Source organism: Sporosarcina aquimarina (assembly GCF_019748715.1).
Classification (GTDB): Bacteria; Bacillota; Bacilli; order Bacillales_A; family Planococcaceae; genus Sporosarcina; species Sporosarcina newyorkensis.
Genome location: NZ_JACLBZ010000002.1, coordinates 192,407 through 207,446, shown reverse-complemented (window position 1 = coordinate 207,446; position 15,040 = coordinate 192,407). Strand labels below are relative to the sequence as shown.

At 45.6% G+C, this 15,040-nt stretch carries 11 protein-coding genes; 10 read left to right on the top strand and 1 reads right to left on the bottom strand.

The annotated features are described in order from the left end of the window. The first annotated feature begins 139 nt into the window (after positions 1 to 139). From proB to H7J92_RS01215, 4 genes are all read left to right on the top strand, one after another. Positions 140 to 1,237 carry a glutamate 5-kinase gene (gene proB, locus H7J92_RS01230; RefSeq protein WP_040758149.1) on the top strand — a complete coding sequence of 366 codons (1,098 nt, stop codon included), beginning with the start codon at positions 140 to 142 and terminating at the stop codon, positions 1,235 to 1,237. A gap of 15 nt (positions 1,238 to 1,252) precedes the next feature. Continuing rightward, positions 1,253 to 2,497: a glutamate-5-semialdehyde dehydrogenase gene (locus H7J92_RS01225; protein ID WP_078816509.1), complete on the top strand. Its 1,245-nt coding sequence runs from the start codon at positions 1,253 to 1,255 to the stop codon at positions 2,495 to 2,497. Positions 2,498 to 2,517: 20 nt separating this feature from the next. Then, a complete protein-coding gene (locus H7J92_RS01220) occupies positions 2,518 to 3,594 on the top strand; it encodes a branched-chain amino acid aminotransferase (RefSeq protein ID WP_221835057.1) in 1,077 nt (358 codons plus the stop codon). 115 nt (positions 3,595 to 3,709) lie between these two features. After that, positions 3,710 to 4,501 (top strand): DUF6612 family protein, encoded by a 792-nt coding sequence (locus H7J92_RS01215; protein ID WP_078816511.1) that lies wholly within the window; start codon positions 3,710 to 3,712, stop codon positions 4,499 to 4,501. A 297-nt stretch (positions 4,502 to 4,798) separates the two neighbouring features. Here H7J92_RS01215 and H7J92_RS01210 read toward each other — a convergent pair whose 3' ends face one another. Next, a complete protein-coding gene (locus tag H7J92_RS01210; RefSeq protein WP_221835056.1) occupies positions 4,799 to 6,094 on the bottom strand; it encodes a replication-associated recombination protein A in 1,296 nt (431 codons plus the stop codon). Positions 6,095 to 6,221: 127 nt separating this feature from the next. Between H7J92_RS01210 and cymR the strand changes: the two genes are divergently transcribed. From cymR to alaS, 6 genes are all read left to right on the top strand, one after another. Then, positions 6,222 to 6,641, top strand: coding sequence for a cysteine metabolism transcriptional regulator CymR (gene cymR, locus H7J92_RS01205; RefSeq protein ID WP_009496971.1), 420 nt, complete (start codon positions 6,222 to 6,224; stop codon positions 6,639 to 6,641). 13 nt (positions 6,642 to 6,654) lie between these two features. Beyond that, on the top strand, positions 6,655 to 7,803 hold the full coding sequence (locus H7J92_RS01200; RefSeq protein WP_221835054.1) for a cysteine desulfurase family protein: 1,149 nt from the start codon (positions 6,655 to 6,657) through the stop codon (positions 7,801 to 7,803). 22 nt (positions 7,804 to 7,825) lie between these two features. Beyond that, positions 7,826 to 8,944, top strand: a complete 1,119-nt coding sequence (gene mnmA / locus H7J92_RS01195) for a tRNA 2-thiouridine(34) synthase MnmA (protein ID WP_078816512.1) — start codon at positions 7,826 to 7,828, stop codon at positions 8,942 to 8,944. Positions 8,945 to 8,956: 12 nt separating this feature from the next. Then, positions 8,957 to 9,625 (top strand): tetratricopeptide repeat protein, encoded by a 669-nt coding sequence (locus tag H7J92_RS01190; RefSeq protein WP_221835052.1) that lies wholly within the window; start codon positions 8,957 to 8,959, stop codon positions 9,623 to 9,625. A gap of 24 nt (positions 9,626 to 9,649) precedes the next feature. After that, positions 9,650 to 12,073 carry an SF1B family DNA helicase RecD2 gene (gene recD2, locus H7J92_RS01185; RefSeq protein WP_221835051.1) on the top strand — a complete coding sequence of 808 codons (2,424 nt, stop codon included), beginning with the start codon at positions 9,650 to 9,652 and terminating at the stop codon, positions 12,071 to 12,073. A gap of 283 nt (positions 12,074 to 12,356) precedes the next feature. Then, the gene (gene alaS, locus H7J92_RS01180; RefSeq protein WP_009496966.1) at positions 12,357 to 14,990 is read left to right on the top strand and encodes an alanine--tRNA ligase; all 2,634 of its coding nucleotides are present in this window, start codon (positions 12,357 to 12,359) and stop codon (positions 14,988 to 14,990) included. The last annotated feature ends 50 nt before the right edge of the window (positions 14,991 to 15,040 follow it).

The window sequence follows — 15,040 nt, the reverse complement described above, 5'->3', positions numbered from 1 at the left end:
ACTGCTTTCCTGAAACGTCCCGATAGACTGGCATCTGGAACTGGGTGTATCAAAAGCGGAAAGCGCCGATCAGCCTCGACAGGAACTAAATTCACAAAAGATTTAATTATGAATTACAGAAATGGCAGGCGAAATTAAAATGAAGAGACAGCGAATTGTTGTGAAAATAGGCAGTAGTTCTTTAACAAACGACAGCGGGGAAATCGATCAGCTAAAATTGAATGACCATGTCGATGCGTTGGCAATGTTGAAAAATGCCGGTCATGAGGTCATCGTCGTATCATCCGGGGCTGTTGCTGCAGGCTTTGCGCGGCTTGGATACCCATCGCGCCCTGTAACCATCAAAGGAAGACAGGCAGCAGCAGCTGTTGGTCAAAGTCTTTTGATTCAATCGTATATCGAACGATTCGGTGAGCATGGCGTCGTGCCGGCTCAAATCCTTTTAACCCGTCAAGATTTTTCGAACCGGGACCGTTACCGTAACGCGTTTGCGGCGATGTCGGAATTATTGGAGCGAGGCATCGTGCCGATCATCAATGAAAACGACACTGTCTCCATAGATGAATTGACATTTGGCGATAATGATATGTTATCTGCGTTAGTAAGCGGATTTTTGCATGCGGATCAATTGATCATTTTGACGGATGTCAATGGAATTTATACGAGTAATCCGAGAAAAGATCCTGACGCTGTTCGTTTGACGGAGCTCGATGAAATTACGGATGAGTTGCTTGGCGGTACAGACGATCTCGGTTCGAAAGTCGGTACAGGCGGCATGCGCTCGAAGTTACTGGCTGCAAAAACTGCACACACTTTGGCAGTCCCCGTCTTTATTGGAACAGGCAGCGGCTCTTTTAAACTTTTAGAGATTCTGCAAGGTAATGGAGACGGTACGTATATTTCAAGTCCGCTCGGCAGTGTCATCAATACGAAGCGCCAATGGATCGCGCTGCACTCTGAATCCACCGGCCGTTTGTATGTCGACAAAGGTGCAGAAGAGGCAATCTTACACAATGGCCGTAGTCTTTTACCGGCTGGTGTTTTTAAAGTAAAAGGAAGTTTTGAAGCAGGGGAAGTCGTGGAAGTGTATGGTGTGGATGGTTTGATCGGTAGAGGAGAAGTGACGTATTCATCAGAGCAATTAGAAAAAGTCCTGACCGAGAGAGACAAAAATGAGGAAGTGTTAGCACCGATGATCGAAGTGATTCACAGAGATCGTTGGGTACAATTAACTTAAAGGGGAGATTGGGCAATGAGTGAGATCAGACGTAAAGGGAAAGCGGCTAAAGAAGCGAGTTATGTGTTGAACACGGCAACGACGGAAGAGAAGAACGAAGCACTTCGTTTGATTGCGGATCAATTGCTGGAGGAGCAAGAACATCTTCTTGAGGAAAATAAGAAAGATATCGAAGAAGGCCGTGCAAACGGTATCGAGGCAGCTGTGCTCGATCGGATCTTATTGACGCCGGACCGCATTGAAGCAATGGCTGAAGGCGTTCGTTTACTGATTGATTTGAAAGATCCAATCGGGGAGACCTTGGAAGAGATCGAAAAGGAAAATGGCTTGCACATCGTCAGAAAGCGTGTGCCGATCGGTGTCATTGCGATGATTTATGAAGCGCGTCCGAATGTTACAATTGACGCGGCATCTCTCGCTTTGAAGACGGGGAATGCAGTCGTATTACGTGGTAGTTCGTCAGCCAAATATTCAAATCTCGCGCTATGGCATGTCATTCAGCGAGGACTGGAAAAAGGTTCCTTGCCAGTCGATTCCGTGCAGTTGATTGAAGATACGAGCCGTAAAACTGCGAAGGAATTGTTTACGTTAAATGACTATTTGGATGTGTTGATCCCACGTGGCGGTGCAAAATTGATTCAAACAGTTATCCGTGAATCCACTGTTCCGGTTATTGAAACGGGAGCTGGAAACTGTCATTTATACATTGATGAATCAGCGGATTCGCAAATGGCGATCGACCTCGTTGTGAATGCAAAAACTCACCGACCTTCAGTTTGTAACGCAATTGAGACGGTGATCATTGATCAGAATTGGTTACAGCAACACGGTGAAAAGCTGATCGATAGTTTGCGTGAAAAAGATGTCCAGTTAGTGGGAGACGAGACAATCCATCAATTTGATCCTTCGATTGCTGAAGTGGAGCAAGATGACTGGTCGAGCGAATTTCTGGATTTGAAATTGCGGATGAAAAATGTACAGAACTTCCAACAAGCGCTTGATCATATTAAGCAATACAGTACAAAACACTCAGAAGGTATTGTTACGCAAAGTGATGAGCATGCGGAAAAGTTCTTGAATAGCGTGGATGCGGCGGCTGTCTATGTTAATGCATCGACTCGTTTCACAGATGGCTTCGAGTTCGGTTACGGTGCAGAAATTGGGATCAGTACGCAGAAGCTACATGCACGGGGGCCAATGGGATTAGAAGCGTTGACTTCATCCAAATTTGTCATCCGCGGCACTGGCCAAATCAGATAAATATTCAGGAGGGTATAGATATGACAGCGAAGAACAAGATAACAGTCAAAAGAAACGCACAACCGAAAGAAAAACCGGCAACCGATCAACTGGCTTTTGGCACAGTATTTACGGATCATATGTTTGTAATGGATTATACGGAAGGAACAGGCTGGCATGATGCACGCATTGTACCGTACGAGCCGTTCATGCTTGACCCGGCAGCGATTGTTTTGCATTACGGTCAAACTGTTTTTGAAGGATTAAAAGCCTATGTAACTGACGATAAAGAAGTCGTGCTGTTCCGACCGGATGAAAACATGAAACGCCTGAACCGTTCCAATGAAAGATTATGCATGCCGAACTTTGATGAAGAATTGGTGCTTGATGCATTAAAGGAATTGGTCTCTTTAGATAAAGAATGGATTCCTGATCGGGAAGGCACTTCACTGTATATCCGTCCATTCATTTTTGCGACACAGCCTTATTTAGGTGTTGCGCCTTCGAAGACGTATCGATTGATGATCATTTTATCTCCGGTAGGTGCCTATTACAAAGAAGGTATGAACCCTGTGAAAATTGCGGTAGAATCAGAGTTCGTCCGTGCTGCGGTAGGCGGGACAGGAAGTGCGAAGACCGCAGGGAACTATGCGGGTGCGATGAAAGCGCAAGAAGTAGCAGAAGCTGCGGGTTATTCGCAAGTGCTTTGGTTGGATGCAAAAGAGCATAAATACATTGAAGAAGTCGGCGCGATGAATGTGTTCTTCAAAATCAATGGAGAAGTTATTACGCCAAGTCTGAACGGCAGCATTTTAGAAGGGATCACACGTAAATCCGTCATCGAATTGCTGCAATCATGGGGATTTCCAGTAACGGAACGTAAAGTATCCATCCAAGAAATATTCGATGCCAATGCGGCTGGAACTCTGGAAGAAGCGTTCGGCACAGGAACTGCTGCAGTAATCTCGCCGATGGGTGAATTATCTTGGGGCGGCGAAAAATGTGAAATCAATGGTAATCAAATCGGAGAATTGTCTCTGAAATTATATGAAACAATTACAGGAATTCAGACAGGTAGAGTGGAAGATCCGTTCAATTGGGTTGTCAAAGTAGATTGATCGATCTTCCTCTTATAGGAAGATGGAACGGATACCGAATCATTCGTGACAAGTGCGCTCCCGTGCAGTACACTGTAAATAGTTTTGATTGATTTGATTGAAAGGAAGTTTCTTGATGAACAAACGATATTTCGTTCTTTTCCTGGCAGTCGTGATATTTACGATGGCAGGATGCGGAAAAACATCTTCGGCACCATCTAGCCCTGAAGATGTGCTGAAGAAAGCAGATGCAGCGATGAAGGAGCTGAAATCTGTACATACGAGCATTGTCTTTGATGAGAGCAGCGTCACTTCTGATCCGGTTGAGCGCGACAGTAAAAAGCTGCATATCCAATCGAATGTCGAACTGGATCCTGTGAAAGTTTCAGAAGAAGTAGTTTTACAGATTCCGAAACAACAGCCAAAAAACCTTCATATTTTCCGACAGGATGATCAATTGGCAGTACAGGAAGAAAAGGGCGACTGGCAAGCGATGACAGAGGAAGAACGCAAAGAATTACTGGATGTATGGGTGCCATTCACTGCTCCTGCTATGGACCTCTCTCTACTGGAGCCTTTCATAGAGAGCGCAGAGTTGGAAAAAATCGATTATGGTTATGCTCTTCAGTTTTCATTAACGCCGGCCGAGTACCGACGATTCATGAAAGAAGTGGCGGTGAACAGTCCGATGCCTGAACAGTTCATACATACCCATACTGGTTTTCCAGTCGTTGAGAAAATGGATCTGGAATTGACTGTGAATGAAAAAACATTTTTCGTTACAGGTATGAAGCTGTCCGCAAATATTACAAGCTATTTCGGTCGCGACTATATTCGCTATAAACAAAAACTAGATGCCAACTACAGTTATTTCAACGACATCGATCCAATTCAAACGCCTGCGGGCTTTGCAGAATTGCTGAAATGAAATAAAAAAATCCACGAAGCCAATAGCTTTCGTGGATTTTCTCATATAGACAAATCCCGAACTAATACAGTTGGGAAGTCAAAGTGTTAAACATAGCAAAAGAAAATAGGTTTGTGGTTCGGGGATTTGCGCTACAGACGGGACGCTTTCGAATAAGCCGCTTCCTTTACTTCGCTCAGTCCAGAGTCTCATCATTCTCGTTAAACCCTACAGAAAGCGTCCGCCTGGAACGTAGATCAACGGTGCCTTCTACAATAGCAAGTTTTTTCTGCAATTTAAATCCACGAAGCCCTTAAGCTATCGTGGATTTTTTTTGCCTTTAAACGAGAGCAGTCGTTTATAGATGGCGGCCATTCTCGTTTCATCACCTGCTTCAACTGGGGAATAAAACTCTGTGCCTGCTAAGCTGTCGGGCAAGTATTGCTGATCCGTCCAGCCGCCGAATGAGCCGACTGGCGTATCGTGCGGGTAGACATATCCTCCGTGGCCGAGCTGTGCTGCTCCGCCATAATGAGTATCGCGAAGGTGCATTGGGATTTCGCCGGTTGGTTGCTCGTGAAGAACTTTGGTCGCTTGATCGATTGCCCGATAAGCCGAGTTCGATTTCGAAGCCAAACACATCTCCACCGTAACGACCGACAAAGGAATGCGGGCTTCCGGCATACCTAAGCGCAAAGCGGCATCCGTAGCGGCGACGACATGCGCACCGACATCGGGAGCAGCTAAGCCGATATCTTCATAACTCATGACGAGCAATCGTCTCGTGACCGCCGTCAAATCCCCGATTTCGAGAAGTTGTGCCAAGTAGTAAAGCGCCGCATTGACATCGCTGCCTCGCACGCTTTTTTGCAGTGCGGATAACAAATTATAATGATGGGAGCCTTTTTTGTCGCCTAGCAAACTGATTCTTGTGAGCAATTGTTGCAGCAAATCATCTTTAACAATGATCTGTCCGTTTTCTTCATCGCTCGCAGCGAGCAACGACTCGAGGAACGTTAGCGCTTTACGTGCATCTCCATTGACCCCTTCAGCGATTTTCTGAAGCTGCTCAGTCGTTATGACGATGTCTTCCTGTCCAAGGCCTTTCTTTTTGTCTTCTAATGTGCGTTTCAATAAATTTAGCAAATCTTCCGGCTGCAGTCGTTTTAACTGCACGATTTCACCGCATCGAGAGCGTATCGCCGGATTGACGTCATGAAAAGGATTTTCTGTCGTCGCTCCGATCAAAATGATCGATCCGCTTTCTACGTGGGGCAGCAGCGTATCTTGCTGCAATTTATTGAAGCGGTGTATTTCATCTAAAAATAACAATACTTTTCCTGTCATTCTTGCTTCTTTGACGACATCTTCTACATCTTTTTTCCCTGCCACTGTCGCATTCAGCGCAATGAATGGCAATTTGGAAGTTCCTGCGATGGCATAGGCAAGGGAAGTCTTACCTATGCCAGGTTCACCATATAATAAAAGAGATGGGACATGCCCATTTTTGATCATTCGATAAAGGGGGGTCGTCTCCCCGATGACGTGGTCTTGTCCAATGACTTCATCTATCGTTTCAGGCCGCATGCGGAAGGCCAAAGGTTCGTTATGCATGTATATCAATCCTCCGTACATCTGTTCTTTCATTATATCGTAAAATCTGAATGAAGTCATTTCGAAGAACGAACGCTAGAATTATGCTATACTAACGACAGCAATTTTAGTAAAGGACGATGCCAAAATGAAAATTTCCACCAAAGGTCGATACGGCCTCACGGTTATTGTAGAATTAGGACGAAAATTTGGGGAAGGCCCTGTGCCGCTGCGGAAAATTGCAGAAGAGCAAAATCTTTCCGAAGCGTATTTGGAGCAATTAATCCCCCCTTTACGCAACAGTGGACTCGTTAAAAGTGTTCGCGGAGCATACGGAGGTTACAAACTAGCTAAAGATCCCTCACAAATTACAGCGGGGGAGATCATTCGTCTGCTTGAAGGACCGATCCAGCTCGTGGAAGGACTTGAGGATGATGAAATTCCACAGCGCGAATTATGGAAACGAATTGGTGACGCAATCCGCGGAGTACTCGACCATACGACAATTAAAGATCTGATCGAGTATGAAGACACGCCAACACAAGATGAATACATGTTCTATATTTAAAGGAGTTTACCAGATGAAACAAGCCATTTATTTAGATTACGCTGCTACGACTCCTATGCATCCAAAAGTCTTGGAACGTTTTACTTCCGCGTTGTCAGATACGTACGGCAATCCGTCGAGCACGCATCAATTCGGCAGGAACGCGAAAAAACTGCTAGAGGAAGCGCGTAAAACGTTAGCTCTCTCAGTCGGTGCTCTGCCGAATGAAATCATCTTCACTTCAGGAGGCACCGAAGCGGATAATTTAGCGATTTTCGGCTCTGTGCAAATAATGCAGCCACATGGACGTCATATCATCACGACAGAAATCGAACATCACGCGGTGTTAAATCCGTGTAAACGACTGGAGTCACAAGGCTATGAAGTGACGTATTTGCAACCTGACCGAAACGGCCTTATTTCTGTGGAACAAGTTCGGCATGCATTGACAGACGAAACCATTCTTGTCTCGATCATGTATGGAAACAATGAAGTAGGCACGATACAGCCAATTGCCGAAATTGGCAATCTTCTGGAGTCGCATCAAGCGATCTTCCATACAGATGCAGTTCAAGCGTATGGAACTTCCTTGCTCGATGTAAATGAACTGCAAGTGGATCTATTGTCGGTCTCTGCACATAAACTGAATGGTCCAAAAGGAATCGGTTTCCTCTATCAGAGAAGCGGAAAATTACTGGATGCTCAATTGCATGGCGGTGAACAAGAGAAAAAACGGCGTGCTGGTACGGAAAATGTTCCGGCGACAGCAGCGTTTGCACAAGCTGTGTCCATCGCGGAACAAACAAAGGATGAGACCGCCGAAACCTATCAGTCATACAAGCGGACGATGAGTGAAATTTTCAAACGAAATGAAATAGAATTTTTGCCGACAGTACATGAATCAATTCCGGTACTGCCGCATATTTACCATGTTTCGTTCCCGGGGACAGACGTGGAAACATTTTTGATGAGTTTGGATTTAGAAGGAATTGCGGTTTCTAGCGGTTCCGCTTGCACAGCGGGCTCGTTTGAACCGTCGCATGTCGTGACGGCTATGTTCGGTGACGACTCCGATAACGCTCGAAACTCGATACGCATCAGCTTTGGATACGGTCTGGAGCAATCCATGATTGAAGAAGCCGCAGAGAGAATCTCCGCTGTAGTGAAAAGACTAGTGAAATGAACCAGCAAAGGATGAAGTGGAAATGAGAACGACAAAAGCCCCAGCAGATACACGGGTAGTCATTGGAATGTCTGGCGGAGTGGACTCTTCGGTTGCGGCATTACTTTTGAAAGAACAAGGTTATGAAGTGATTGGAATCTTCATGAAAAACTGGGATGACACAGACGAATCTGGACATTGCACAGCGACAGAAGATTTTGAAGACGTAAGAAGTGTCTGCGATCAAATCGGCATTCCCTACTATTCCGTTAATTTTGAGAAGCAATATTGGGATAAAGTATTCACGTATTTCTTGGATGAATACAAAGCAGGACGCACCCCGAACCCAGACGTAATGTGCAATAAAGAAATAAAATTCAATGCATTTCTAGAGCATGCTAAAAGCTTGGGAGCAGATTTCTTGGCGACAGGTCATTATGCACAAGTCGTAGAACGTGAAGATGGCGTCGCGATGCTTCGTGGAGTTGACAACAATAAAGATCAAACGTATTTCTTGAATCAATTAACACAGGAGCAGCTGCAGCAAGTTATGTTCCCGCTGGGTCACTTGGAAAAATCAAGCGTTCGAGAAATCGCGGAAAAAGCAGGACTGGCGACAGCGAAGAAAAAAGATTCTACAGGCATTTGTTTCATTGGCGAACGGAACTTCAAAGAATTCCTGAGTGAATACTTGCCTGCGATTCCAGGGGAAATGCAAACTATGGACGGTAAAGTCATGGGGAAACATGATGGGTTGATGTATCATACGATCGGCCAGCGCCATGGACTTGGGATCGGCGGTTCAGGGGAGCCTTGGTTCGCGGTTGGTAAGGATCTGGAGCGCAATGTCTTACTAGTGGAGCAAGGGTTTCATCATGATGCCTTGTATTCGACCAGCTTAAAAGCGACAGATATGAATATTTGTACAACAAAGGAATTGCCGAAGACATTTTCTTGTACGGCAAAGTTCCGTTACCGTCAGCCGGACACACAAGTGACTGTGGAACTGTCAGGTGAAGGGGCCATCGTTACATTCGCGGAGCCAGTACGTGCGGTTACCCCGGGGCAAGCGGTCGTCCTGTATGACGGCGAGGAATGCTTGGGCGGCGGAACGATTGATGAAGTGTTTAAAGATGGCAAAAAGCTGACATACGTTGGGTAAGGAGGGTATATGATGTCGTTACAGAATGAAGCAATTCAAGAAATGCAAGAAGGCAATTACGAAAAAGCAGTCGAGTTGTTTATGCAATCCATTGAGGAAAATCCTGAGGATGCAACCGGCTATATTAATATTGGAAATATTTTCGCTTCGCTCGGAGACACAGAGCGTGCGGAACCATTTTTCCAAAAAGCATTGACTCTTGACGAAAAGGCAGGCACAGCATTTTATGGCCTCGCCAATCTGTACTACAATCAAGAGCGTTTTGAAGAGGCGGCCAAACTTTATGAGAGAGCCATCCAGACGGGACTGGAAACGGCAGACGTCTATTTTATGTTGGGGAAAAGCATGGAACAGGCAGGCAATGACCGTCTGGCATTGCCTTACTTGCAGCGGGCTGTTGAATTGAACGAAGACGATCAGGAAGTTTTATTGTCTTACGGCATTTTACTGGCGAAACTGGAACTGTTTCCAGAGGCACAGCCGGTTTTTGAGACCATTTTAGAAAAGGAACCGGAACATGCGGACGCCCATTATAACCTAGGCGTGTTGTTTGCAGTCTCCACGGAGGATAAAAAGCGCGCATTGTCCCACTTGGAGCAAGCCTTTACGGTCGAGCCGGAGCACACACAGGCGCGATATATTTACGATATGATCCAGCTCGGCGACGAACAAAGCGAATAGCAGAGAGAAGGAGGTGAGGGCCTGATGAATGAATCTGAACAGTATATAATCGGCAGACCGATTGTAACGATCTTTCATAACGCAACGAACTTATTTTCCATAGTGAAAATGAAAGTCACATCGACCAATACAGATTATCGGGATAAAGAGATCGTCATCAAAGGCTCCTTTCCTCCATTGATTGCTGAAGAGGATTATAAGTTTACCGGTCGTATGGTGAACCATCCTGTCCATGGTCAGCAATTTGACGTCCAAACGTTTTCAAAAGAGCTTCCGGCAACCGAAGCCGGGCTCATTCATTATTTATCAGGTGATTTATTTCCTGGCATTGGGAAGAAGACGGCAGGAGAAATCGTAAAGATTTTAGGCAATAACGTCATACAGAAGATTTTGGAAGATCGGTCCGTCCTCGATCAGGTCCCGCGTTTGTCAGAGGAACGAAAAGATACGCTTGTAGCAGTTTTACAAGAAAACTTAGGTCTTGAACGAACTATGGTGCAACTTAATGAATGGGGCTTCGGACCTCAAATCGCCATGAGGATTTATCAGACTTATCAAGACGATGCAATCGACATCTTGACGGAAAATCCTTATCGGCTCATAAAGGAAATCGAGGGGATCGGTTTTCAGCGCGCAGATGATTTGGCGAAACAATTGGGATTAGTAGGCGATCATCCCGCGCGAATAAAAGCTGCTGTTTATTACAGTGTACATAGTGAAGTGCAGTCTTCAGGTCATGTTTATTTGGAATCTGAAGAGATCTTACCGCAAGCGAAGCAATTGCTCGAAGCAAGTCAGCCTCATGACATATCGTATGAATCCATCTCGGAAGCGGTTATCGAATTGGTTGAGGAAGGGACGTTGTCTGCCGAAAAGCAAAGGCTTTATTTACCTTCCCTTTATTATTCGGAAATCGGAATCGCTGCAAAAGTACAACGCATTCTGGAAAATGAAGTGGATGAACAGTTCCCTGCTTCTGAGATCAGAAAAGCGATTGGCGAAATTGAAGAACGTTTGGAAGTGGAGTATGCGGAAACGCAAGTGGAAGCAATTGAGCGGGCGCTGCATTCTTCTTTGCTCGTTTTGACGGGAGGACCGGGGACGGGGAAAACAACCGTTATCCGAGGTCTCGTTGAAGTATATGCAGAATTACATGGACTCTCATTGGATCTTGAAGAATACGCACGTAAGAAAGAACTGTTTCCAATTATATTGGCGGCACCTACCGGACGGGCAGCAAAACGTATGTCAGAAGCCACAGGATTGCCCGCTATGACGATTCACCGCCTTCTCGGCTTTACCGGTCAGGAATCGGAAGAAGAGACTGAGCGGGAAGTAGAGGGCAATTTAATCATCATCGATGAAACGTCGATGGTCGATACGTGGCTGATGCATCAATTATTGAAAGCGGTCCGAAATGATGCACAGCTTTTATTCGTCGGTGACCAAGATCAGCTGCCGTCTGTCGGACCAGGCCAAGTACTGCATGATTTTATGCAGTCAGGCAAGATTCCGGTTGTTGAATTGACCGATATTTTCCGTCAAAGTGAAGGCTCTACTATTATCGAAATGGCGCATATGATTAAGCAGAGGACATGGTCGATGGATGTGACGAAGAAGACGTCTGACCGATCATTCATACGGGCTTCCAGTGAGCAAATCCTCCCTGCGGTCAAACAAATCATTCAAAGTGCGACATCTAAAGGACATTCGATCAAAGATATCCAAGTGCTAGCACCGATGTATAAAGGTCCGGCTGGCATAGACGGTCTGAACAAAATGATCCAGGAAATCACCAATCCGCCCGCTGCGGGCAGAAAAGAAATGACTTTTGGTGAAACGACGTATCGGGTCGGGGATAAAGTGCTGCAGCTTGTCAATCAGCCGGAAAGCAATGTTTTTAATGGCGATATGGGAGAAGTTGTAGCCATCATGTTGGCCAAAGAGACGACTGATAAAAAAGCGATGTTGGTCGTTTCGTATGACGGCAATGAAGTGAACTATGAACGCGGCGATCTGAATCAAATCACGCTAGCCTATTGCTGTTCGATCCATAAGTCTCAGGGCAGTGAGTTTCCGATCGTTGTCATGCCGATTGTACGAAGTCAACGTAAAATGCTGAGACGCAATCTCCTGTATACAGGCATCACGAGAGCCAAAAACTTCTTGATACTATGTGGTGAGGCGGAAGAGTTCAAGGCAGGTATCGAGCGAACGGATGAAACCGAGCGTCAAACGACATTGAAAGAGCGGATTGCTGGTTTTATTGATATAGAAGAAGCGGAAGAAACAGTTCAGTTGACTGGCTCTGAAGAGGCGAAACAACCAATTGAGCAGGCTGTGGAAACCACACCCGCAAAGTTAACGATGGACAATTTCAGTATGATTGATCCGATGATTGGAATGTCAGATGTGTCGCCATTCGACTTTCTGGAAGCGGCCGATTGACAAAGCAGTAGAACTTTCCTATAATTCGTTTAGAAATATTGAAAAACGTCGAAGGAACGAGTACTCGTGTATTCTGTGTTTAGAAAAGAGCTTCCAGGCTGAAAAAGCTCTCGCAGGACTTGAGGAACGCTATTCCGAAGTTGCAGCTAATCCCTGCCGTCTTTGCTGCGTTAAAGCAACTCGAGATACCGCAACTTGCGGTAATTAGGGTGGTACCGCGATTCTTTAACCTTCGCCCCTTTATACAGGGGTGGAGTTTTTTTAATTTTAGGAGGAGTAAACGATGAAAAAACTAACGGCATCTGAAATTCGCCAACTTTTTTTAGACTATTTTAAAGAGCATGGGCATAAAGTAGAACCATCGGCCGCTTTAGTGCCTGTCGATGACCCATCGCTTCTATGGATCAATAGTGGCGTTGCAACGTTGAAGAAGTATTTTGATGGACGAGTCATACCGGAGAATCCGAGGATTGCCAATGCACAAAAATCGATCCGTACGAACGATATCGAAAATGTTGGCTATACAGCGCGTCATCATACGTTCTTTGAAATGCTCGGAAACTTCTCGATCGGTGATTATTTTAAAGAAGAAGCAATTATTCGTGCGTGGGATTTTCTGACGAACGATAAATGGATCGGTTTTGATCCGGAATTGTTGTCGATCACCGTTCATCCGGAAGACGAAGAAGCATACTCCATTTGGAAAGACAAGATTGGAATCCCTACAGAGCGGATCATTCGTTTGGAAGGGAACTTCTGGGATATCGGAGAAGGCCCAAGCGGACCAAACTCAGAAATTTTCTATGACCGCGGTCCTGCTTATGGAGACGACTTCTCCGATCCTGAATTATATCCGGGAGGAGAGAATGATCGCTACTTGGAAATTTGGAACTTAGTATTCTCTGAGTTCAATCATAATCCGGATCATACGTACACTCCTCTTCCTAAGAAAAATATTGATACAGGGATGGGCCTCGAACGGATGGCTTCAGTCATCCAAGATGTCCCAACGAACTTCGATACAGATCTGTTTTTGCCCATCATCGAAGCAGTAGAAGACGTTTCAGGCAAGAAATATGGGGAAACAACGGTAGCAGATACTGCATTTAAAGTAATCGCGGACCATATTCGTACTGTTGCCTTCGCGATAGGGGACGGAGCGCTACCTTCCAATGAAGGCCGTGGCTATGTCTTGCGCCGACTACTAAGAAGAGCGGTCCGTTTCGCTAAGCAATTAGGAATTAATAAGCCGTTCATGTACATGCTCGTTCCAATTGTAGGAGATATTATGAAAGACTTTTATCCTGAAGTGCATGAGAAACAAGCGTTTATCATGAAGGTTGTAAAAAACGAAGAAGACCGTTTCCACGAAACATTGCATGACGGAATGGCGATTCTTTCAACAATCATCGAGAAAGCTAAAGCTTCTGAAGTGCCTGTGGTTTCAGGAAGCGACGCATTCAAGTTGTATGACACATACGGCTTCCCGTTCGAATTAACCGAAGAATTCGCACTGGAAGAGAATGTTGCAGTCGACCGTATCGGCTTTGATGAAGAGATGGCAGCACAAAGAAATCGCGCACGCGCTGCGAGAGCGGACGTAGATTCCATGCACATCCAATCCGGTGTGCTTGGTGAAATCCATGTTCCAAGTGAATTTATCGGCTATCAGCAGTTGCAAACGAATGCTTCGGTTATCGTACTTTTAAAAGATGGCCAGCGTATCTCACATGCTGCTGAAGGTGAAACTGTGCAAGTGATCTTAGATCAGACCCCTTTCTACGCAGAAAGTGGCGGACAGATTGCAGATAAAGGGAAATTGACCAATGAGGCATTCATTGCAGAAGTCCAGGATGTCCAAAAAGCACCGAATGGCCAAAACTTGCACACCGTTTTCATCAGTTCCGGAGAAATGAATGGGGGCGCTGCAGTTACTGCCGTGGTCGACGAGCATTTACGTCAGCTGACGGTCAAGAACCATACAGCTACTCACTTGCTGCACCGTGCATTGAAAGATGTCCTTGGAGAGCATGTCAATCAAGCAGGTTCTTATGTAGGCCCCGATCGACTGCGATTTGACTTCTCGCATTTCGGCCAAGTGACGAAAGAGGAGCTCGAACGTATTGAATATCAAGTGAATGAACAAATTTGGGCAGGAACTCCTGTCAATACATCACTTGCTCCAATTGCAGAAGCTAAAGAAATGGGTGCAATGGCCCTGTTTGGTGAAAAATATGGAGACATCGTCCGAGTGGTGCAAGTAGGCGACTACTCTATCGAACTATGCGGCGGCTGTCACGTAAACAACACATCTGACATCAATGTCTTCAAAATTGTTTCGGAGAGCGGAATCGGAGCAGGAACACGCCGAATCGAAGCATTGACAGGCGGACAAGCATTCCATTCTTTTAAAGAAGACCAAGCCGTCATCGATCAAGTAGCGACAGCGACGAAAGCAACACCGAAAACGGTCGTAACGAAAGTCGAATCTATCTTGGCGGACTATAAAGACTTGCAGCGTGAAAACGAATCATTAGCTGCAAAAATGGGCAACAGCCAATTGACGGACGTCATGGAAACAGCTCGACAAATCGAAGACATCACAGTTATCTCAGCCAATGTAGAGGTAAAAGACAACAATGGCCTTCGCCAGCTGATCGATGAACTGAAACAAAAAACATCCAAAGGCGTCATTGTATTAGGAACCGTCACAGACGGCAAAGTAATGCTCGCGGCTGGCATCACGAACGACTTAAAAGGCAGCGAGTATCACGCAGGGAAAATCGTCAACCACGTCGCATCCCTATGCGGCGGAAAAGGCGGCGGCCGTCCCGACATGGCAATGGCCGGAGCAAAAGACGCGTCTAAACTTGATGACGCGCTCCAATCCGTGTATGATTATGTAAAATCTGTTTAACCAATTTCAGCAATCGTTCTACTGATATACACTATTGAAATAGGCTTATT

Excerpts from the sequence above, each read along its gene's own strand:
- proB (WP_040758149.1), top strand. The coding sequence starts at position 140 with ATGAAGAGACAGCGAATTGTTGTGAAAATAGGCAGTAGTTCTTTAACA.
- H7J92_RS01225 (WP_078816509.1), top strand. The coding sequence starts at position 1,253 with ATGAGTGAGATCAGACGTAAAGGGAAAGCGGCTAAAGAAGCGAGTTAT.
- H7J92_RS01220 (WP_221835057.1), top strand. The coding sequence starts at position 2,518 with ATGACAGCGAAGAACAAGATAACAGTCAAAAGAAACGCACAACCGAAA.
- H7J92_RS01215 (WP_078816511.1), top strand. The coding sequence starts at position 3,710 with ATGAACAAACGATATTTCGTTCTTTTCCTGGCAGTCGTGATATTTACG.
- H7J92_RS01210 (WP_221835056.1), bottom strand. The coding sequence starts at position 6,094 with ATGCATAACGAACCTTTGGCCTTCCGCATGCGGCCTGAAACGATAGAT.
- cymR (WP_009496971.1), top strand. The coding sequence starts at position 6,222 with ATGAAAATTTCCACCAAAGGTCGATACGGCCTCACGGTTATTGTAGAA.
- H7J92_RS01200 (WP_221835054.1), top strand. The coding sequence starts at position 6,655 with ATGAAACAAGCCATTTATTTAGATTACGCTGCTACGACTCCTATGCAT.
- mnmA (WP_078816512.1), top strand. The coding sequence starts at position 7,826 with ATGAGAACGACAAAAGCCCCAGCAGATACACGGGTAGTCATTGGAATG.
- H7J92_RS01190 (WP_221835052.1), top strand. The coding sequence starts at position 8,957 with ATGTCGTTACAGAATGAAGCAATTCAAGAAATGCAAGAAGGCAATTAC.
- recD2 (WP_221835051.1), top strand. The coding sequence starts at position 9,650 with ATGAATGAATCTGAACAGTATATAATCGGCAGACCGATTGTAACGATC.
- alaS (WP_009496966.1), top strand. The coding sequence starts at position 12,357 with ATGAAAAAACTAACGGCATCTGAAATTCGCCAACTTTTTTTAGACTAT.